Origin of the sequence: Burkholderia sp. Bp9143 (genome assembly GCF_003853645.1) — a bacterium.
Lineage (GTDB): Bacteria > Pseudomonadota > Gammaproteobacteria > Burkholderiales > Burkholderiaceae > Burkholderia.
On record NZ_QTPO01000037.1, the window covers coordinates 71,121 to 91,830 of the forward strand.

General features: G+C 66.4%; 20 protein-coding genes. 10 read left to right on the forward strand and 10 right to left on the reverse strand.

The features are described 5' to 3' along the window. Nucleotides 1-21: 21 nt before the first annotated feature. Nucleotides 22-510 (forward strand): MarR family winged helix-turn-helix transcriptional regulator, encoded by a 489-nt coding sequence (locus DIE23_RS25885; protein ID WP_124614718.1) that lies wholly within the window; start codon nucleotides 22-24, stop codon nucleotides 508-510. Between the two features lie 73 nt (nucleotides 511-583). Here DIE23_RS25885 and DIE23_RS25890 read toward each other — a convergent pair whose 3' ends face one another. Then, the gene (locus DIE23_RS25890) at nucleotides 584-1,330 is read right to left on the reverse strand and encodes a TetR/AcrR family transcriptional regulator (protein WP_124614719.1); all 747 of its coding nucleotides are present in this window, start codon (nucleotides 1,328-1,330) and stop codon (nucleotides 584-586) included. 171 nt (nucleotides 1,331-1,501) lie between these two features. Between DIE23_RS25890 and DIE23_RS25895 the strand changes: the two genes are divergently transcribed. The 9 genes from DIE23_RS25895 to DIE23_RS25935 all read left to right on the forward strand — a co-directional run bounded on the left by DIE23_RS25895 (nucleotide 1,502) and on the right by DIE23_RS25935 (nucleotide 11,765). Then, complete coding sequence (locus DIE23_RS25895) at nucleotides 1,502-2,683, forward strand: isovaleryl-CoA dehydrogenase (protein ID WP_059532493.1); 1,182 nt, start codon at nucleotides 1,502-1,504, stop codon at nucleotides 2,681-2,683. 31 nt (nucleotides 2,684-2,714) lie between these two features. Then, entirely contained in the window at nucleotides 2,715-4,322 is a 1,608-nt protein-coding gene (locus tag DIE23_RS25900) for a carboxyl transferase domain-containing protein (RefSeq protein ID WP_124614720.1), read from the forward strand. Between the two features lie 19 nt (nucleotides 4,323-4,341). After that, the gene (locus DIE23_RS25905; protein ID WP_124614721.1) at nucleotides 4,342-5,127 is read left to right on the forward strand and encodes an enoyl-CoA hydratase/isomerase family protein; all 786 of its coding nucleotides are present in this window, start codon (nucleotides 4,342-4,344) and stop codon (nucleotides 5,125-5,127) included. A gap of 36 nt (nucleotides 5,128-5,163) precedes the next feature. Beyond that, entirely contained in the window at nucleotides 5,164-7,164 is a 2,001-nt protein-coding gene (locus tag DIE23_RS25910) for an acetyl/propionyl/methylcrotonyl-CoA carboxylase subunit alpha (RefSeq protein ID WP_124614722.1), read from the forward strand. 492 nt (nucleotides 7,165-7,656) lie between these two features. Then, the gene (locus DIE23_RS25915) at nucleotides 7,657-8,088 is read left to right on the forward strand and encodes an STM2901 family protein (RefSeq protein ID WP_124614723.1); all 432 of its coding nucleotides are present in this window, start codon (nucleotides 7,657-7,659) and stop codon (nucleotides 8,086-8,088) included. Then, nucleotides 8,088-8,426 (forward strand): DUF1493 family protein, encoded by a 339-nt coding sequence (locus DIE23_RS25920; protein WP_124614724.1) that lies wholly within the window; start codon nucleotides 8,088-8,090, stop codon nucleotides 8,424-8,426. Before DIE23_RS25915 ends, DIE23_RS25920 begins: the two co-directional genes overlap by 1 nt. Nucleotides 8,427-8,576: 150 nt before the next feature. Beyond that, the gene (locus DIE23_RS25925) at nucleotides 8,577-9,719 is read left to right on the forward strand and encodes a DUF2827 domain-containing protein (RefSeq protein WP_124614725.1); all 1,143 of its coding nucleotides are present in this window, start codon (nucleotides 8,577-8,579) and stop codon (nucleotides 9,717-9,719) included. Nucleotides 9,720-10,455: 736 nt separating this feature from the next. Next, nucleotides 10,456-11,259, forward strand: coding sequence for an EAL domain-containing protein (locus tag DIE23_RS25930; RefSeq protein ID WP_124614726.1), 804 nt, complete (start codon nucleotides 10,456-10,458; stop codon nucleotides 11,257-11,259). A 62-nt stretch (nucleotides 11,260-11,321) separates the two neighbouring features. After that, on the forward strand, nucleotides 11,322-11,765 hold the full coding sequence (locus DIE23_RS25935) for a hypothetical protein (protein WP_124614734.1): 444 nt from the start codon (nucleotides 11,322-11,324) through the stop codon (nucleotides 11,763-11,765). Nucleotides 11,766-11,807: 42 nt separating this feature from the next. On the opposite strand, the gene DIE23_RS40345 is transcribed toward DIE23_RS25935, so the two are convergent. The 9 genes from DIE23_RS40345 to DIE23_RS25970 form a co-directional block, all read right to left on the reverse strand. Beyond that, nucleotides 11,808-12,215 carry a hypothetical protein gene (locus tag DIE23_RS40345; protein ID WP_260436157.1) on the reverse strand — a complete coding sequence of 136 codons (408 nt, stop codon included), beginning with the start codon at nucleotides 12,213-12,215 and terminating at the stop codon, nucleotides 11,808-11,810. 21 nt (nucleotides 12,216-12,236) lie between these two features. Next, nucleotides 12,237-13,163: an FkbM family methyltransferase gene (locus tag DIE23_RS40350; protein WP_260436158.1), complete on the reverse strand. Its 927-nt coding sequence runs from the start codon at nucleotides 13,161-13,163 to the stop codon at nucleotides 12,237-12,239. Beyond that, nucleotides 13,164-13,319: a hypothetical protein gene (locus DIE23_RS40355; RefSeq protein ID WP_260436159.1), complete on the reverse strand. Its 156-nt coding sequence runs from the start codon at nucleotides 13,317-13,319 to the stop codon at nucleotides 13,164-13,166. A gap of 23 nt (nucleotides 13,320-13,342) precedes the next feature. Beyond that, the gene (locus tag DIE23_RS25945; protein WP_124614727.1) at nucleotides 13,343-14,479 is read right to left on the reverse strand and encodes a DUF2827 family protein; all 1,137 of its coding nucleotides are present in this window, start codon (nucleotides 14,477-14,479) and stop codon (nucleotides 13,343-13,345) included. 27 nt (nucleotides 14,480-14,506) lie between these two features. After that, nucleotides 14,507-14,974, reverse strand: coding sequence for a DUF4019 domain-containing protein (locus DIE23_RS25950; protein WP_124614728.1), 468 nt, complete (start codon nucleotides 14,972-14,974; stop codon nucleotides 14,507-14,509). A gap of 25 nt (nucleotides 14,975-14,999) precedes the next feature. Beyond that, entirely contained in the window at nucleotides 15,000-16,154 is a 1,155-nt protein-coding gene (locus DIE23_RS25955) for a DUF2827 domain-containing protein (protein WP_124614729.1), read from the reverse strand. A 14-nt stretch (nucleotides 16,155-16,168) separates the two neighbouring features. After that, entirely contained in the window at nucleotides 16,169-17,314 is a 1,146-nt protein-coding gene (locus tag DIE23_RS25960) for a DUF2827 domain-containing protein (RefSeq protein ID WP_124614730.1), read from the reverse strand. Between the two features lie 401 nt (nucleotides 17,315-17,715). Further along, on the reverse strand, nucleotides 17,716-18,384 hold the full coding sequence (locus DIE23_RS25965; RefSeq protein WP_124614731.1) for an OmpA family protein: 669 nt from the start codon (nucleotides 18,382-18,384) through the stop codon (nucleotides 17,716-17,718). A 123-nt stretch (nucleotides 18,385-18,507) separates the two neighbouring features. Continuing rightward, on the reverse strand, nucleotides 18,508-20,710 hold a 2,203-nt coding region (locus DIE23_RS25970), incomplete at its 5' end, for a YadA-like family protein (RefSeq protein WP_185646531.1).

Consider the following 20,710-nt stretch of genomic DNA (forward strand, 5'->3'; position numbering starts at 1 on the left):
GCCTACGTCATCGACTCATTCATGGAAAAAACGAATCCCGCCGACGCGCCGGCTTTCCCGCTCGACCTGTACGACGAACCCGGACACCTGATCCGGCGCGCGCACCAGATCGCGGTCGCGATGTTCTACGAGAAGCTGGGCCGGGACGTGACGCCGGTGCAGTACGCGGTCCTGCGGATGCTCTACGAGTGCCCGGGGCTCGATCAGGTGACGCTCGCGCAGCGAGTCGCGCTCGACACGTCGACGACCGCGGACCTCGCGGTCCGGCTCGAGGCGAAAGGATTGATCGTCCGCGAAGTGCTGCCGCGGCGTCAGCGGCGCCTGCTGCTGACGCCGGCGGGCGTGGCGCTTCTCACGCACCTGATTCCGTCGGTGAAGGAGCTGCGTGCCGGCCTGTTCGACGGCATGGGCGAGGAGGACTCGCAGGAACTGATGCGCCTGTTGCGCAAGTTCGTCCATCTGAACAACGAGCAGAGCCGCGCGCCGCTGCGGATCGGCGAGGCGTCGTAGCGGTTGAATGCCGCGCGATGGAGGCGGTGATGGATGCGGCCAGGCGCCAGGCGCGTTGCGCCGCCTGCCGGCATCACGGGCGTGATGCGTCCCCTTCCAGCCGCCGCACCGCTTCCGCGACTTCGTTCCTGAAGCGCACCAGCGCCGCCTGCTCCGGCGCGGGCGGCTGCACGGCGGCCCACAGCATGTCGATCAGTTGCGTGGCCGTCGTTTCCGTATCGAGCTTGCGGTGCCCGAGGATCGCATCCCACAGCACGTGCTCGATCGGCCCGAACACCATCGAGCGCAGCAGGCTCAGCGGCATGTCGTTGCGCACCTGCCCGGCCGCCTGGCCGCGCGCGAGCACGTCCATCAGCGGCGCCGTGTAGCGGCGCTGCAGCGCGGTGAGTTCGTCGCTCAGCACATGCTGCTTCGCACGCCCCTCCGACAGCACCAGCGCGCACAGCCCCGTGCCGTTCACCAGCATCAGCCGCAGGTGCGTGCGCACGATGAACGCGAACTGCTGCTGCACCGACGCTTCTTGCGGCATCCCGAGCTCGAACGCGGCAATGATTTCGTCATACCAGTCGGCGATCACGCGCGCGCACAGCTCGCGCTTGCCGCGGAAGTAGCTGAACACCGTCGCCTCCGACACGCCGACGCGCTGCGCGATCTCGGCGGCCGTCGCATGCTCGTAACCCTTTTCGGCGAACACTTCACGACCGGCGCGCAGGATGTCCTGCACGCGCTGCTGGGACTTGCGCCCGGCGGGTGCGCGCGACGGCTCGGCGCGGTCGGCTTTGGCGGTGGCGGTCATGGTGTCGGCGGTAGCGGCTGTCATGCTGCAATGATATCTGAGTGTAACTCAAAAAACTATTGACGACAAGCTGGACGAGGCGCGAAACTGTGCAAAATTTCCGCTGTATTGGCTTAATGAATCGCCGCATTGATCCGATTTGAGCGAAACTCAGAAATCGGCGCGTGCGACCCACTTTCTGGAGACGGAGGAGACATGATCAACCTGCCCGGTGTGCAATTCATGCTCGGTGAAGACATCGAGATGCTGCGCGACGCCGTCGCGACGTTCGCGGCGAAGGAAATCACGCCGCGCGCGGCGGAGGTCGACCGCACCGACCAGTTTCCGATGGATCTGTGGAAGAAGTTCGGCGATCTCGGCGTGCTCGGCATGACGGTGGCCGAGGAATACGGCGGCGCGAACATGGGCTACACCGCGCACATGGTCGCCATGGAGGAGATCTCGCGCGCATCGGCGTCGATCGGCCTGTCGTACGGCGCGCACTCGAACCTGTGCGTGAACCAGATCCACCGCAACGGCACCGACGCGCAAAAGCAGAAATACCTGCCGAAGCTCGTGTCGGGCGAACACATCGGCGCGCTCGCGATGAGCGAGCCGAACGCCGGCTCCGACGTCGTCAGCATGAAGCTGCGCGCGGACAAGCGCGGCGACCGCTACGTGCTCAACGGCACGAAGATGTGGATCACCAACGGCCCCGACTGCGACACGCTCGTCGTCTACGCGAAGACGGACATCGACGCCGGCCCGCGCGGCATCACCGCGTTCATCGTCGAGAAGGGGATGAAAGGCTTCTCGGTCGCGCAGAAGCTCGACAAGCTCGGCATGCGCGGGTCGCACACGGGCGAGCTCGTGTTCCAGGACGTCGAAGTGCCGGAGGAGAACATCCTCGGCCAGCTCAACGGCGGCGTGAAGGTGCTGATGAGCGGCCTCGACTACGAGCGCGCGGTGCTGTCGGGCGGCCCGACGGGCATCATGGCCGCGTGTCTCGACGCGGTGGTCCCGTATATCCACGACCGCAAGCAGTTCGGCCAGTCGATCGGCGAATTCCAGCTGATCCAGGGCAAGGTCGCCGACATGTACACGACGTTCCAGGCATGCCGCGCATACCTGTACGCGGTCGGTCGCCATCTCGACTCGGCGGGCAGCGACCATATTCGCCAGGTGCGCAAGGACTGCGCGGGCGTGATCCTCTACACGGCCGAGAAGGCCACGTGGATGGCCGGCGAGGCGATCCAGATCCTCGGCGGCAATGGCTACATCAACGAATACCCGGTCGGTCGTCTGTGGCGCGATGCGAAGCTGTACGAGATCGGCGCCGGCACGAGCGAGATCCGCCGGATGCTGATCGGCCGCGAGCTGTTCGCGGAAACGATGTAACGCCCCACGTCACGCGAACGGAGCCCCGTCGATGCCGATCATCGAATCGAAACTGAACCCGCGTTCGGAAGAATTCCGCGCGAACGCCGCGGCGCTGGAGGCGGTGGTCGCCGACCTGCGCGCGAAGATCGAACAGCTCGCGCAAGGCGGCGGCCAGGCCGCGCGCGACAAGCACCTGTCGCGCGGCAAGCTGCTGCCGCGCGACCGGATCGCGCAACTGCTCGATCCCGGCGCGCCGTTCCTCGAGTTCTCGCAGCTCGCGGCGAACGGCATGTACAACGACGACGCGCCCGGCGCGGGCGTGATCACCGGGATCGGCCGGATCGCGGGCCGCGAGTGCGTGATCGTGTGCAACGACGCGACGGTCAAGGGCGGCACGTACTACCCGATGACCGTGAAGAAGCACGTGCGCGCGCAGGAAATCGCCGCGGAAAACCGGCTGCCGTGCGTGTACCTCGTCGATTCGGGCGGCGCGAACCTGCCGAACCAGGACGACGTGTTTCCCGATCGCGACCACTTCGGCCGCATCTTCTTCAACCAGGCGACGATGTCCGCCGCGGGGATCGCGCAGATCGCGGTCGTGATGGGCTCGTGCACGGCGGGCGGCGCGTATGTGCCGGCGATGAGCGACGAGTCGATCATCGTGAAGAACCAGGGCACGATTTTCCTCGGCGGCCCGCCGCTCGTGAAGGCCGCGACCGGCGAGGAAGTGAGTGCCGAGGACCTCGGCGGCGGCGACGTGCACACGCGCCTGTCGGGTGTGGCCGACCATCTCGCGCAGAACGACGCGCATGCGCTGTCGATCGCGCGCAACATCGTCGATCACCTGGCGCCGAAGATCGCGTCGCCGGTCGCGCTGCGCGAACCGAAGGCGCCGCGCTACGACGCGAAGAGCCTGTACGGCGTGATTCCGGTCGACACGCGCAAGCCGTTCGACGTGCGCGAGGTGATCGCGCGCATCGTCGACGATTCGGAGTTCGACGAATTCAAGGCGCGCTTCGGCACGACGCTCGTCACGGGCTTCGCGCACATCTGGGGCCATCCGGTCGGGATCGTCGCGAACAACGGCATCCTGTTCTCCGAATCGGCCGTGAAGGGCGCGCATTTCATCGAGCTGTGCTGCCAGCGCAAGATTCCGCTCGTGTTCCTGCAGAACATCACGGGCTTCATGGTCGGCCGCAAGTACGAGAACGAAGGCATCGCGCGTCATGGCGCGAAGATGGTGACGGCCGTGTCGAACGCGAAGGTGCCGAAGTTTACGGTGATCATCGGCGGCTCGTTCGGCGCCGGCAACTACGGGATGTGCGGCCGCGCGTTCGGTCCGCGCTTCCTGTGGATGTGGCCGAACGCGCGGATCTCGGTGATGGGCGGCGAGCAGGCTGCATCGGTGCTCGCGACCGTGCGCCGCGACGGCATCGAGGCGAAGGGCGGCACGTGGTCGGCCGAGGACGAAGACGCATTCAAGCAGCCGATCCGCGACCAGTACGAGCGCCAGGGGCATCCGTACTACGCGAGTGCGCGGCTGTGGGACGACGGCGTGATCGACCCCGCGCAGACACGCGACGTGCTGGGGCTCGGCCTCGCCGCGTCGATGAACGCGCCGATCGACGACACGCGCTTCGGCGTGTTCCGCATGTAACGGCCGGGAGGACTGACCGATGCGATACGAAACGATCAAGGTAAGCGAAGCCGGCCGCGTGGCGACCGTCACGCTCGCGCGGCCCGACGTGCGCAACGCGTTCAACGAGACGACGATCGCCGAGCTGACCACCGCGTTCGAGTGGCTCGACGCGCATGCCGGCGTGCGCACGGTCGTGCTAGCCGCGGAAGGCGCGGCGTTCTGCGCGGGCGCGGACCTGAACTGGATGAAGAAGATGGCCGGTTACTCGGACGACGAGAACCGTGCCGACGCACGCAAGCTCGCGCGGATGCTCGAGGCGATCCATCGCTGCGGCAAGCCGGTGATCGCACGCGTGCATGGCGACGCGTATGCGGGCGGCGTGGGCCTTGTCGCGGCGGCCGACATCGCGATCGCCGCCGATGGCGTGAAGTTCTGCCTGTCCGAAGCGCGGCTCGGGCTGATTCCCGCGACGATCGCGCCGTACGTCGTGCGTGCGATGGGCGAGCGCGCGGCACGCCGCTACTTCACGACGGCCGAGGTGTTCGACAGCGCGCGCGCCGCGTCGCTCGGCTTCATTCACGACGCGGTGCCGGCCGATGCGCTCGACGAAACGGTCGCGAAGCTGGCGGCGACGCTCGTCGCGAACGGCCCCGACGCGGTGCAGGCGTGCAAGCGGCTCGTCGCCGACGTGGCCGGCCGGCCGCTCGACGCTGCGCTGATCGAGCAGACTGCCGACTGGATCGCGCGCACCCGCGCCGGCGCGGAAGCGCGCGAAGGGATCGCGTCCTTCCTCGAGAAACGCACGCCTTCATGGCGTGAATGACGGCGTGCCCCTAACTTTCCGGACGACATCGAAGCCATGTTCGACAAGATTCTGATCGCCAACCGCGGCGAAATCGCCTGCCGCGTCGCCGCGACGTGCAAACGTCTCGGGATCGCGAGCGTCGCCGTCTATTCCGACGCGGACGCGAACGCGAAGCACGTCGCCGCCTGCGACGAAGCCGTGCATATCGGCGGCTCGGCGGCCGCGGACAGCTACCTGCGCATCGAGCGCATCATCGAGGCCGCGCGCGCGACCGGCGCGCAGGCCATCCACCCGGGCTACGGCTTCCTGTCGGAGAACGAGGACTTCGCGCACGCCTGCGAATCGGCCGGCATCGCGTTCATCGGGCCGCCGGTCGACGCGATCGCGGCGATGGGCTCGAAGGCCGCCGCGAAGGCGCTCATGCACGCGGCCGCGGTGCCGCTCGTGCCCGGCTATCACGGCGACGACCAGGATGCGGCCAGCCTGCATGGTGAAGCCGACGAAATCGGCTACCCGGTGCTGCTGAAGGCGAGCGCGGGCGGCGGCGGCAAGGGGATGCGCGTGGTCGAGCGCTCCGCCGACTTTCCGGCGGCGCTCGCGTCGTGCCAGCGCGAGGCCGCGAGCAGCTTCGGCAACGACCGCGTGCTGATCGAGAAATACCTGACGCGCCCGCGTCACGTCGAGGTGCAGGTGTTCGGCGACACGCACGGCAACACCGTCTACCTGTTCGATCGCGACTGCTCGGTGCAGCGCCGTCACCAGAAGGTGCTCGAGGAGGCGCCGGCACCGGGCCTGCACGACGACGTGCGCCGCGCGATGGGCGAGGCGGCCGTCGCGGCGGCGCGCGCGGTGGGTTACGTGGGCGCGGGCACCGTCGAATTCATCATGACGGGCGAAGCGTTCTACTTCATGGAAATGAACACGCGCCTGCAGGTCGAGCATCCGGTCACCGAGATGGTCACGGGGCTCGATCTCGTCGAATGGCAGTTGCGCGTCGCGTCCGGCGAGCCGCTGCCGCTGAAGCAGGACGAACTGCGCGTGCACGGGCACGCGATCGAGGCGCGTCTTTACGCGGAGAACCCGGCGCGCGGTTTCCTGCCGTCCACCGGCACGCTGAAGCACCTGCGGCTGCCGGAAGGCGTCGAGTTCGCGATCGGCGCGCCGGTGCGCGTCGACAGCGGCGTGCGCGAAGGGGACGCGATCACGCCGTTCTACGATCCGATGATCGCGAAGCTGATCGTGCACGGCGCGGACCGCGCGGAAGCGCTCGGCCGGATGCTGCGCGCGCTGCGGGCTTGCGAGGTGGTCGGCCTGCACACGAACGCCGCGTTCCTGCAGCGGATCGTCACGTGCCAACCGTTCGCGATCGCCGATCTCGACACGGGCCTCATCGAGCGCAACCACGATGCGCTGTTCGCGCCGCAACAGCCGCCGCGCGCGACGCTCGCGCTGGCCTGCGCGGCGCTGCTCGCGGGCGAACGCGACGCCGTCGTGCGGGAACGCGCGTCACCGTGGCGTGCGCTGCCGGACTGGCGGCTGAACGGCGGCTATCGCCGAACGCTCGAATGGCATGCGCCCGAACGCGAAGCGGACGTGACGGTCACTTACGAGGACGACGGCGGCAGCACGCGCCTCGCCACCGGCGACGCGGCCGCGCAGCCGTTCGCGTGGACATGCGGCGCGACGCCGCTCGACTTCGACGTGACGCTCGACGGCGTGCGCAGCAGCGGCCGCGTGTATGCGGACGGCGACAGTTTCCACGTGTTCACGCAGGGTGTCGCCGAGACCTTCGAATGGCGCAACGTGCTCGCGCACGCGGGCGATGCCGAGCATGGCGGCGGCCGCCTGACCGCGCCGATGCCCGGCAAGGTGATCGCGGTGCTGGTCGAGCCGGGCCAGAAGGTCGAGGCCGGCACGCCGCTGATCGTGATGGAAGCAATGAAGATGGAGCACACGATCGGCGCGCCGGGCGCGGGTGTCGTCGCGGAAGTGCTGTACGGCGTCGGCGACCAGGTCGCGGATGGCGCGCAGTTGCTGATGATGGCGGAAGGCTGAGCGGGGCACGTGCGTGAGGGCCGTTGCCGGCCCTCACGGATAGGGCTGGCATCGCTCTTCATGGCGCGCAAGGCCTGACGTCGCTGCAGAGGCTGGCGAAGATCCGAAGCCAGCCGTCGTTGCTCGCAGACAAAAATAATTGATACGCGTGCAACGTCTTCAAGGTGTTTGAATAATCAACTGATCCAAACCGGTGAACGGCGGCGCAACTTGCTCCGTTTCGTATCGATTCGTCCGCTGCAACAGTCGTTGAAGAATTGAAAGCGGACCCTTCCAGACTTCTTCGCCGAAACGACCGTGCTTGCTTCCCTTGTGGATGAAGGGGCAAGGCGACAGCGACCGCTTTCCTGGTGTCAAGAAAATCAGGTTCGATTAGAGAGACAGCCGCATCTTCCTGCCCACGCTTGAATGACTGCGCTACCGTGATAGCCGGGATGTGCCGCCGGTGTCCTGCGCAATGATCAAACAGGCGTAGCTGTGGGAATAATCGAGATGACGAACAAATATAATTACGGGATTCACGGAAACCTTACGCCGCAAGCGCTTTTTTTATTGATTGTTATCGACGTGGCTTGCGATGAATTGGGCATTGATGATGTTGTCGGAATCGCAATGATTTTGCTGAGGCAAAGATTCGTGCCGACAAGAGGGAAATTCGGCGGGGCAGTCAAGGGAACCTCGGTCGCGTCCAGGGTTTCGAGGAAATTGCTGCCCTACGAGATCAAGCACAAAATTCTGCCGACGGTAACGTCATTCAAGAGTCTCGTGCTTCTCAGGGTCAAATTTACCGGAGAGCTCGGCGTGTTTGTCGGGCGGGCCGTGCCGGTGGTTGGGTGGATTATTACCGCTACCGACATATCGATCATAATGTATCGTTCTGCAATCAAGTACAATGGCCTGGTCAAGCAGGAGGATCGTTTTTAATGGATGCTCGTCTGATAGGGATGGTGCGGGATGAGGCTGATTCGCCATTGTGGGGTGAGCTTGAAATTACTCCGGAAACGGATCTCTTTATCGATCTTGAAATTTCCGATAGGGCCATGTTGAGGTTGATGCGGAGATTTTCAGAAGAGTTCGGTGTTGATATCATTGATTTTGATATAGATTATTATTACCCGTCGAGAAAGCTCGGATTTGGTCGATTTTTGGTGGAGGTATTGAAGTCACCGTTTAGTGCCGGCGCCAAGGATAAAATACTGGAGCGTCCGCTAACCCTCAAGATGATGGAGGCCGCAATCGAAACCGGGCGGTGGAAGATGTAAGCGGTCGGAACGGGCCGCGCGTGGCCTCGCCCGCTGCTGACCATCCATGACAGTTCTCTGGTCGGCAGTCCGCTAGAATGATCAGTTGTTCCCGGCGTGTGCCGCCATGCGCGCTACACTGCGTCCATTCAATCTCCCATCCCGCCGACGATGACGTCTCCTGTCCTGAACGGCCTGCGCATCGGTATCACGATCGGACTGCGCGCCCCCGACGAAAGCCTGTGGATCAACGGCATCAAGCAGAACGCGCTGTTTCTCGCGAAGCTGCTGATGGCGTCGCCGCATGGCTACCGCGTGACGCTGGTCAACACGACCGACGTGCCACTCACCGACGCGCTGCCGTGGGATCGCACCGTGTACGACACGCGCGCGTTCGCGGAGATGAAGGATGCGCTCGACGTGGTGATCGAGCTCGGCGGGCAGATCGACGGCGCGCAGACGGCCTACCTTAAGGCGCGCGGCGCGAAGATCGTCAGCTACTGCTGCGGCGTCGAGTACATCAACGCGATGGAGTCGATGCTGTTCGGCCGCCGGCTGTGGGATTCGCTGTTCATCAACCGCGGCTACGACGAGGTGTGGGCGATTCCGCAGATCGCACCGTCGTCGCTGCCGTTCCTACAGTCGCTGCGCCGCTGCCCGGGGCGCGTCGTGCCGTTCGTGTGGGATCCGATGTTCCTCAGCGCGCGCGCGGCATCGCTGCCCGAGCACGGCGAGTACCGGCCGCGCAGCGAGCCGGGCAAGCGGCTCACGGTGATGGAGCCGAACCATAACGTCGTGAAGTTCTGCGTGTACCCCATGCTGATCATCGACGAAGCGTATCGCCGCGACCCCGACGCGATCTGCTTCACGCACGTGACGAACGCCGACCGTCTCGCGCACGACAGCCCCGAGTTCGTGATGCTGATGAACTACCTGGACGTCGTGCGCGAGGGCAAGGCGAGCTTCGTCGGGCGCTTCGACACGCCGCTGTTCCTGGCCGACCTGACCGACGTCGTCGTGTCGCATCAATGGTCGAACCCGCTCAACTACTTCTATTTCGACGTGTGCTGGCAGGGCTATCCGCTCGTGCACAACGCGAGCCTCGCGCCCGATCTCGGCTACTACTATCCGGACAACGACGTGCAGAAGGGCGCGGAGGCGCTGCTGCACGCGCTGCACACGCACGACGACGACTGGGAAGTGTACACGCGGCGCCAGCGCGAAATCCTCGGCCGCTATACGTCGGCGAACCCCGCACTCGTCGCCGAATACGACGCGCTGCTCGCGAACCTGATCGGCGCGGCGGCGGCATAAGGTTGCACGACGCCGCTCGCCGTCATCCCGGTTGTCCCGGGTTAATGTATGAATAATTGATGCCGTTAAAAAGAAACCGCCGAACCGGGGAGATTCGACGGTTTTTGAAGGCACGAATTTGACGGCTCCGAGGGAAGTCCGTCGGAAATCATTTTAGAGGTTAACAAGTTGGAAAGATTGTTAAATATCTTTCAATCGATGGATATCATATAATTCGGCTCGCTATTTTCGTTTGGGTCCTGCCTGATTATTATTCGAATATCGTTAATATCGTTTGAAACGGCGGAATTGCATTCCGTGGAGACCGAATGCAGCGCCGCAACCCAATAGCGGCGCAATCTGCGGGAGGTTTCGGCGAATCCGGGCACGGTTTCGCGGGTATTTATCAGACAAAAATGCCAAGCATCCGATTTTTTAAACGAGTCGTGCGGTAAATCGATTCGCCGGAGGATGTTTGGGCAGGGAAAATAGGCAATGTCGTCCGGCGTTTCGCCGACGGTTTTGTGTAATCTGTCGCACGGTTGTCGACGTGCATGCGTAGTGTATTCCCGGTATTTGAATATCGTTGACAATATCGGGTTTGACGGCGCGCCGAAATAAAAAGTACGCTCTCGAAAAAAGATCGAAAACAAGAGGATGGGCCGGGTAGGCGGTGGCGCGTGTCGTGGTCGGCTCGCGCCGCATGTATCGAGAGCGCGGGCCGTCATCGGCGGTCCGACATTTGCCGGAGCGCCGGATGAATGCGGTCGAACCTCGCCTTGAGGCGAATAGCGTAGCGAGTCGGGACGAGATCGATCTCGTGTTCGGTGCGCCTGACGATCACCCCGACCTTGCGTCGGTACGCAGTTTCGTCGAAAGCCGGCTCGGATTCGCGCGCGAGCCGGTCTGTCGCGCCGACCTGTCGGGCGGCGTGCTGTATCACGAATGTCTCGCGCGATTGCGCTGGGGATCGTGCGATGCGTTGCCGCCGCTCGCGTTCCTGCCGCGCCTCGAATCGCTCGGGCTGATGCGCTGGTTCGACCGGCTCGTGGTGAGCCGGACGATCGACGCGCTGCGCGCCGATCCGAAGGCCGTGTACGGCTGCAACGTCGCGGCGGCGAGCGCGGTCGTGGACGACGCGTGGCTGGCCATCTTCAGGCGGCTCGAGCGCGAGCCGTCGGTCGCGGCGCGGCTGGTCGTCGAAATTACCGAGACGGGGCCGCTGAACCCCGTCGCGGGCCGGTCGTTCGTGAATCGGTTCCGCCAGGCCGGGTGCCGCGTCGCGATCGACGACTTCGGCGTTGGCTTCAGCGCGCTGAACAACCTGGTGGTCGGCAACCCCGATATCGTGAAGCTCGACAGGTCGGTCCTGTCGCTGATCAAGCGCAACGCGATCGGACGCTACCAGTTTCGCCGGCTGATCGCATTTGCGCACGAAAGTGCACGGCACGTCGTCGTCGAAGGCGTGGAGAACGAGATCGACCGGCAGATCATCCTGGATTCCGGCGTCGCATGGGCGCAGGGCATCCGCTTCACATGGCGGTCACCGGCCGTCGCATGACGCCGCGGTGCAGGCGCTGCGCGCCGGCACCGGGCAACGAAGGATCGGAAAGGGGCGTGGGCATGGCGGCGACGAAGAAGGCCGGGCACGGAACGGGCACGCAGGTGGCCGATGCGCGCGAGCTCGTCGCGATCGCCGAACTGGCCGACATGCTGGGGCAGCTCGGCGCCGCATCGACCGATGCGCCGATCGACGTCGCGCCGTATCTCGACGGCCTGAAGGCCGTCGCGCGCCGTATTCACCGAATGAAGCCGCTCGACGCCGACGGCCGCGAACTCGCGGCGCGGCACTATTACGCCGGCGTGTTTGCGGGCGCCTGCGGCGAAGATTCGGCAATTGCGCGTGGCGTATCCGGCAGCCTCGCGCGGCAGGCCGGCCAGGTCGGCCGTGCCGCGCTCCGCTGTTTCGTGGGGCTTGCGCGGATCGGACGCCGGCATGGCCTCATGTTTGCCACGCATGGCGGCGACCGGGTGCCGCCCTGGCGTCCGCTCGCGCGCCGCGCCTGACGCTTGCCGATCGCGGGCGGGCGGCGCCGGCCAAGCGCACCGTCAGTCGTTCCCGAAACCCCCGAGCACGAGCGCCAGCGCGCGGTCGACCGCATCGTCCCATCGGCCCGGATGCGCGGCGCGCACGATCCGGATGCCCGGGTACAGCACGGTACGCGAGCCGGTTTCCCAGCGCGCATCGGCTTTCGGGCTCAGCAGCAGGACAGCCGGCACGCCGAGCGCGCCGGCCAGGTGGATGTGCGCGGTACAGGTGGTGACCACGGCGTCCATCGCGAGCATCAGCGCGGCCAGATCGCAGAAATCGCCGATCGCATGATGCGGGAATGTGACCGGCAGATCCGACGGCTCGGACTGCGCGGCGATGTCGCGGTTGATGCAGTACGCGGCATGGCCGTGCAGCCGCGCGAGCGGCGCGAGGTCGCGCAGGCTGGCCGCGCGCAGGAAGCGCACGTCGCTTTCGTCGCGGCCGCGCTAGTTGAGGCCGATGCGGCGCGTGCCCGGTGCGCTGCCGTCGCGCGCGACGCGTTCGCGCCAGGCGGCCGCACGTTCGGGCGGGCAAGACAGGTACGCGGCCGGCGCGCCGGCCGGTGCCGGCGCATAGCCGAACTGCGCGGCCAGCACCAGGAACGAACACCAGTAGTCGTGGGCCATCTGCGACGTGTCGACCCACGCGCCGTGGGCGCCGACGAATTCGATGCGCGGGAACGTGTGGCGCATCAGGTCGGCCAGCGCGGCGGGGACGATGACCGTCACCGCCGCGCAGCCGAGCGCGTCGAGCGCATGCAGGTAGCGTGCGTACTGGAGCTGGTCGCCGACACCGCCGTAGCTGATCACGAGCAGCCGCTTGCCGTGCAGCGGCTGGCCGTCGTAGAGCCGCTCCATCGGCAGCCCGAATTGCGCGGCCGTCAGCACGTTCTCGCTGGCGATGGTCGCGCGCGCGGCTTCTTCGCGCCGGCCGGCGCGCAGCAGCAGCGCCGAGCGGGAGAGCTCGACACGCCCGCGCAGCGCGCCGTGCAGCGCGTCGATCTCCATCCCGCCGACGTCGAGCTTCAGGAAATCGAGGCGCGGCAGGCCGAGCGAATCGAGCCTGACGGTCGGGGCCGGCGTGCCGTTGGCCGCATGCCCGTCGACACGTGCGGCCGGTTCGGCGCCGGCGGGCTGCCCGTCGTCGATGTCGGGCACCGTCATCGTGCCGTTGCGGCTTGCGAGCCCCATGTTCAGCAGATGAAGGTTGTCGAGCTCGTTGAGCGCGACGGTGCCGCCGAGCGCGTGGAACAGCGTGCGCCGCGGCTCGAACGCATGGGCGCGGCCGCCGCGCTCGCGCAGGCGCTGTGCGACCGGCACGCAGACGAGCCCTGCATTCGCACCGCCGTCCACCGCGATCGCGCCGTCGGGCAACTAGTCGATCACCTGCATGATCGTGTCGAGTTCGCCCTGGTTGTGCGGCCGGCCGGTCTTGATCAGCGCCTCGGCCTGCCGCGCGCTGTGCCGGTTGATGACGAACGGGCCGTGGATCGAATCGATCACGACGAAGTTGCGGACGGCGTGCTTCATGAACGGAAGGCGGGCGGATGCGGTCAGCCGAGCGCGTGACCGGCGAACAGGCGCTGGATCTGCTCGGAATACGCGCGGACGTTGTGGTCGGCGAGCGTGTCGACCTGTTGCAGGCAGCGGCGGGCCGCTGCCGCGTAATCGTCGAGCCGCGCGTCATGCGTCTGCGCGGCGGTCGCGATCGCGCGCGCCGCGTCGAAGATCTCGAAGTCCGGGTAGTAATAGCCGACGTCGCGCAGGAACGGCGAGTTGTGCACGAGCGGGTAGTTGCCGTACAGCGCGTCGTACAGCAGGTAGTTCAGGCCGTTTTCCCAGTGGTGGGACACGACGATGTCGGTGTGATGCGCGGCCCACGCGACAAACGGCGCGCGCACGTCGGCTGTCGCCTTGCTGTCGCGCACCATCTCGAGCCCGAGCGCGAGATGCTTGAAGGCGACGTTTTCCTTCTTGTCGAACGTATTGGTCATGTACACGTGTTCGACGAGCTCCGGATGCGCGACGTAGCACGCGTTCGCGGCCAGCATCGGCACGATCGAACTCTTCACGACGTTCAGGTTCGGCTCGAAGAACGCGATGCGCTTGGCCGGGCCGTGGTTGCGGTAGCCGAAGCGCGCCTTCAGTTCGGGATCGGCGTCGAGGCTGCGTTCGATGAAATACGGCGACCAGATGTGCGGCAGCTCGATCACCGGCGCGCGATAGACGGCCTGGAAGTAGGCCGCGCACGTGTGCATGTGCTGCGGGTTGGTCCAGATCTCGTCGAACTGCACGCGGTGCGGGTTCGGCCGCCAGTCGTTCTTCTCGAAGTTGATCGTCTCGACCGCGATCACGTAGTCGTTGCCGAAGCGGTACGACACGCACTTGCCGCCGCGCTGGTGCACGGCATCCGTGTGCGACGGATCGATGAACGCATTCATCTCGATCAGCAGGTCGGTCTGGTGGACGACCGCCGACAGCGGACGCAGCGCGTCGCCAAATGCGTCCATCATCAGCGCCTGCGGGTAGTCGGTGATGCCGTCGTCGTGGGCGAGCCACACTTCACCGACCAGCGGCGAGCGTTTCAGCAGCATGTACAGGTACACGCAATGCTGGTTCGCGCCGTTGTACCAGATCGACTGCGTGGCGTCGCGCTGCACGTTCATCGTAATCGCGACATTGATTTTCATCGGCGGCTCCGGGCGGACGGTGCGCGTTTACGGCGTGTAGTTCTGCGACTGGCGCGGCACGTAGCCGGTCAGGTGCCAGAGGCCATCGTCTTCGAGACGAAAGCTCAGCTTCTCGAACACGGTCGCGCCGGTCGTGAGCGTCGTCGCGTAGTCGAGGTTCGCGTAAAGCCCGTCGGGCATCGCCGCCGCGTTCTTGTAGCGGATCCGCGTGATCTGCGCCCAGCCGCGATGGCTGACCATGCCGACCGACTGGCGCGCGCGCTGCATGTCCGCGGCGAACTGGTCCTGCTTGATGCGCGCCTTCACGAACGCGGCGGAATCGGTCCACACCGCGCCGAACTGGCCGGCGTCGAGCTGCTTGAAGACCGTGTCGGCATCGCGCAGCAGCGCGTCGGCCGATTCGCCGCCGGATTGCGCGTGCGCGCCGATCGCGATCGACGCGAGGGCGCAGCCGATCAGCCATTTGGCGCGGGAGAGGGGCGGGTGTGCGTTCATGTCGGAGTCCGGAGAAGGCGGCGCGTCATGCGTCGCGATAGAGCGACGCGATCGCGTCGGAATACGCGACGACGTTGTCGGGGTTGTAGATGCTGACCGAGTCGAGCACGTGCTTCGATTGTTCGCGGTACGCGTCGAGGTTCGCGTCGTGTTCGGCGAACGCCTGCAGCAGCGCGCGGCCGCCGGCCTGGCAATCGAAGTCCGGATAGAAATACCCGGCCTTGCCGAGGAACGGCGAGTTGTGGATCAGCGGATAGTCGCCGTACAGTAGTTCGTAGTACAGGTAGTTCTGCGCGTTTTCCCACGTATGCGACACCACCGCGTCGCCGTAGGCGGCCATGAACTCGTACACCGCATAGCGGCTTTCGAACGTCGTGATCCCGTGGTTCACGATGTCGAGGCTCTTCGCGAAGTGGACGAACGTCGCATGTTCCTTCAGGTGCAGCGTGTTGCACACGCGCACGAACTCGAGGAACTCGGGCTTCGCGCGATACGCTTCCTCGGTCACCAGCATCGGGATGATGCTCGTCTTCACCATGCAGATGTTCGGCTCGAACATCGTCACGCGCCAGCGCGGCTTGCCAGGCTGATAACCGAACGACAGGCCGGCGCCGAGCGTGGCGCGCGCCTTGTCGAACAGCATCGGATGCCAGATGTGCGGGACGATCGTCACCGGCGCGCGCAGGCCCGTCTGGTAATAGTGCAGGCACGAGCGCTCGAATTCCGGAATCGTCCACACCGCGTCGTACGGTGCGCCCGAGAACAGGAAGCCCGACGGCTTGTTGAACATCGCGCGCTCGATGTCGATCACGTAGTCGTTGCCGACCCGCATCGTGACGACCTTGCCGCCGCGGTCGCGGAACGCGCGCAGGTAGTCCGCGCCGAACTGCGCGCTCATTTCGATCAGCACGTCGCAGCGCTGCAGCGCTTCGTCCATCGACAGCAGCGGCACGTCCCATTCGCCGAGCATCATCTGCGGATCGGCGACCTGTTCGCCGCCGTTCACCATCACGGCTTGAGCGACGAGCGGCGACTGGCGCAGCAGCAGGATCAGCAGCAGGCAGTTCTGGAAGATGCCGTTTTCCCACAGCGACTGGCCGGCGCCGCGCACGAACAGCGACACGCCGACGACGAGACGCTTGCCCTCGCCGGGCGCTTGACGGGCATTGGAGTCCGACATGCGTATGCTCCGGTTCAGGCGACCAGGCGCGAGACGAACGCGTCCAGGTTCGCGGGGTTGTCGATCGAGACCGACTGCAGCAGCCGGTCGGATTTCGCACGGTACTCGTCAAGCCGCTCGTCATGATGCAGCCATGCATCGTGCAGCGCCTGGCCGCCCGCGGCGGAATCGAAGTCCGGGTAGTAGTAGCCGGCGTCGCCGAGCAGCGTCGAGTTGTGGATCAGCGGATAGCCGCCGTACAGCACGTCGTAGTACAGATAGTTCTGCGCGTTTTCCCAGTGGTGGGACACGACGGCGTCCGCGTGGCGCGCCATGAAGCCCGGCAGGTCGATGCGCGGCTCGAACGTCGCCTTCTGCTGGCGCACGAGGTCGAGGCTGTTCGCGAAGTGCACGAAGGTCGGGTGGGCCTTCATGTGCATCGAGTTGACGACGAACAGATGCTGCACCGCGTCCGGTTGTGCGCGGTAGAACTCGTCGCATACGAGCATCGGGTAATGGCAGGATTTCACGACCGAGATGTTCGGCTCGAGCGTCGCGAGATGCCACGGCCGGCGGCCGGGCCGATAGCCGAACGTCAAGCCTTCGCTCGCCAGCGCGGCAATGCGGCGATCGAGGAAGTACGGCGACCACAGATGCGGAATCGTATGGATCGGCGCACGCGTGAGCGTGCGCAAGAGCGGCACGTCGATCTTCCGCGACTTCTCGAGCACCCACACTTCGTCGAACTGCGCGCCGTTGAAGATGTGTCCCGACGGCTTGTCGAAGATCGGGGTTTCGGCGAGACCGCTGTAGGTATGGCCGACATAGCAGGCGACGAGCTTCGTGCCGAGCGCCTTCACGTGCCGCAGCCACTCGAGCGGCAACTGCGCGCCCATCTCGATCACGACGTCGAGTTCGTGCGTGACGTCGGCGGGTTTCACGAGCGGGATGTCGAGGCCGTCGAGTTCGAGGCCGCTCGGCAACGCGTTCGCGTCGCCGCCGTTCAGGAAATAGACGGGGCCGACGCGGTCGGAGCGCTTGAGCATCATCGCGAGGAACGCGATGTTCTGGTGAATGCCGTTTTCCCAGATCGCCTGGCCGTCCCGCGCAAACAGCGAGATGCCGACGGCCGGCCGTTGCTTGCGGGTGCCGCCCGAGGCGGCTTGATTGATGTCCGTCACCGGTTGTTTTCCTCTGCGGCGTCGTGCGTCCGGCCGTGGCCGCGAAACGGCGCGCCGTGGATTGTCGTGGTTGCGTTCGCGCCGGCGCGCGCTGGAATACGAGTCGAGCGGCAGCGATCGCGAGGCGGCCGCCGGATTCCGGTGTGTCGTCGGGCGGGGCTGGCACGGCGCGCGACGCGGGCGGAACGCCCCGGCAACTGTCTGCGGCGATTGTGGCACGGAAGGCGCCGTTTTGTGGAGGGGCCTGACGAACTTTGACATAGCCGCCGGCGCGGGGGCCGGTGCTCCGGCGAAGCGGTGCCGGAGCGGTCGGGCGGGGTGTCGGCGGGACGGCTGCGCCCTGTCGGTCAGGGCCGTCGCGTGCCGGCGCGGGGTGCGCCGGGGCCGCGACGGCCGGCTGCTCAGCGCTGCAGCGAGATGTCGACGCGGCGGTTGCCGGCGCGGCCTTCGGCCGTCGCGTTGGACGCGACCGGATCGGCGCTGCCGCGGCCCGTGACCGACACGGCTTGCGCTTTCAGCCCGTGCGCCTTCAGGTAGCTTGCGACGGTTTCCGCGCGGCGTTTCGACAGCGCGAGATTGGCGGCGTCGTTGCCGACCGAATCCGTATAGCCGGTGACCGTCACCTGCGTGTACGTGCGGTCTTCGCGTTCGCTCAGCAGCTTGTCGAGCGATGTGCGCGCGGCCGGCGTGAGCGTGGCCAGGCCCGTCGCGAACAGCGCGTCGCCCGCGAGGTTCACGTGTTCGACCGCGGCGGGCGCGGGAGCCGGCGCGGCCGCCGACGCCGCTTCGGCCGGCGCGGCGCCGCACTGGAACACCAGCGTCGCGGGATCCGAGCCGTCGCGCAGCGCGCGGGCCGAATCGACGGCGCGCACGGGTTGATCGCCGCAGATCTTGCGGGCGGCCTTCATGCAGGTCTGCGGGCCCGACAGCAGGCCATGGCAGTCCACCTGGAAGGTGCGCACGCCGTCGCGCGGCTGCAGTTCGGATGCGCTGTAGGTCGGGCCGGATGCGGTCGAGCACGCGGCGAGGGCCATCGCGGAAAGCGCGAGCGCAAGAGCGAGTTTGTTCACGGTTACGTCCTCAATGCTTGGGTTGACTGAAGCCCGCCGCGGGGGCGCGACGGGCTCGTCCTGCCGTCGGGGCCGCACTGAGCCGCCCGGCTCGTGAGCCGGGCGGCGTGGCGGCGTGACGGGTTACTTCCACTGGTACAGCATGCCGGCGCCGATCACCTTCTGACCGCCGCTGAAGCCGCCGTTGATCGACGCCTTCAGGTTCTCCGTGATGCGGGCCTGCATGTTGACCGCCATCGCCTTCTGACCCAGGAACGACGCGGTGCCGACACCCATCCCGAAGTTGGCGTCGCGATCGAGCTGCGGGATCGACGCCATCGCGCCGACGGCCGCGATACCCTGCTTCGCCATCTGGTCGGTCTGCTGCAGTTGCGAACCCAGCGAGTTGATCTGCGCCTGCTGGCCCGACAGTGCCGTCGACAGCGTCGTCTGCACCTGCGTCAGCTGGTTCACGTTCACCGCGTCGGTGCCTTGCGTACCCGGCGCGACGTTCGTGATCTGGCGCTGCTGCGTGTCGCTGCCGACCGACACCACGTTCGAACGGCCGCCGTCGGTCGAATTCGCGCCGATCGCCACCGAGTTCGAGCCGGCGGTGACGGTCGGCTTGTCGTTGCCGGTGCCGTTCATGTCGGCCGCGATGGCGGTGTTGTTCGCCGTGCGCGTCGTGTTGTTGTTGATCGTGGTCGACAGCTGGCTCACCTGATCGCCGAGGTTCGTCACGCCGGTCGACAGCGAGGCCACCGTGCTGTTGGTCGAGCTCAGGCCCGTGGACAGCGAGCCGATGCCGGTCGAGGTCGACGTGGACAGCGACGTGAGGTTGCTGTTGGTCGAGCTGAGGCCCGTCGACAGCGAGTTGATCGCCGTCGAGGTCGACGTGGACAGCGACGTCAGGTTGCTGTTCGTCGAGCTCAGGCTGGTCGACAGCGAGCCGATGCCGGTCGACAGCGACGAGATGTTCGACGCGGTCGACGTCGACAGGCTGTTGACCGCCTGATTCGTCGCGTTGAGCTGGCTGCCGTTGATCGCATCCGTGCTGGTGGCGTTGACCTGGCCTGCCGCGACGTTCGTGATCTGGCGTTCCGCGCCCGGTGCGCCGACGCTGAAGACGCCGACCGGATTGGTGCCGTAGACCGGGTACGTGACGCCGCCGACCGTGACGCTCGACACCCCGACCGCGGCGCTCGTGGTCGAGTTCGCGCCCATTGCGATCGAGTTGGCGACGTTGGCCTGTGCATTCGTGCCGAACGCGAGAGCGTCGGCGGCCGTGGCCTTGGCGCCCGAGCCGTAGGCCTGTGCGCCGGTGGCGCTGGCCGTCGACTGGTTGCCCAGCGCGATCGTGTTGTCCGCGGTGGCCTGGTTCGAGCTGCCGAGGGCGAGCGCGCTGTTGCCGGTGGCCGTGTTCGCGTTGCCGAGCGCCACTGCGCCGGTGCCGGTCGCCGTGTCGTTCGCACCCATCGCCACTGCGCCGGTGCCCGTTGCGACGCTCGGGTCGCCGATCGCGACCGCGCCGTCGCCGCTCGCCGTGTTGCCGGAGCCGATCGACACCGCCTTGCCGCCCGTTGCCGACGCGTTCTGGCCGATCGCGACTGCACCGTCCGTCTGGGCGTTCGAACCGTCGCCGACCGCGACGCTGCTCGCGCCTGCCGCGCTGGCGTTCACGCCGGCCGCGAGCGAGTTGACGCCCGTCGCGCCGTTGTTGGCGTAGTTGCCTTGCTGCGTGCCGTTGTCGTTGACGCTGAAGTAGTGCGTCTTCGCGGCTTCGATCGCGGTCGAGGTCGAGGTTGACAGCGACGTGATCGAGCTGGTGGCCGAGCTGAGGCCGGTCGACGTCGAGGTCGACAGCGACATCACCGTGCTGTCGGTCGAGCTCAGGCCGGTGGACAGCGAGCTGATGCCCGTCGAGGTCGACGTGGACAGCGATGTGACCGTGCTGTTCGTCGAGCTCAGGCCGGTGGACAGCGAGCTGATACCCGTCGAGGTCGAGGTGGACAGCGACGTGATCGTGCTGTTCGTCGAGCTCAGGCCGGTGGACAGCGAGCTGATGCCGGTCGAGGTCGACGTGGACAGCGACGTGATCGTGCTGTTCGTCGAGCTCAGGCCGGTGGACAGCGAGTTGATGCCGGTCGAGGTCGAGGTGGACAGCGAACTGATCGAGCTGGTTGCCGAGGACAGACCGGTCGACGTGGAGGTCGAGAGCGAAGCGACCGAGCTATCGGTGGAGCTGAGGCCCGTCGACAACGAGTTGATACCCGTCGAGGTCGAGGTGGACAGGGAGCTGATCGAGCTGGTTGCCGAGGACAGGCCCGTCGACGTGGAAGTCGAGAGC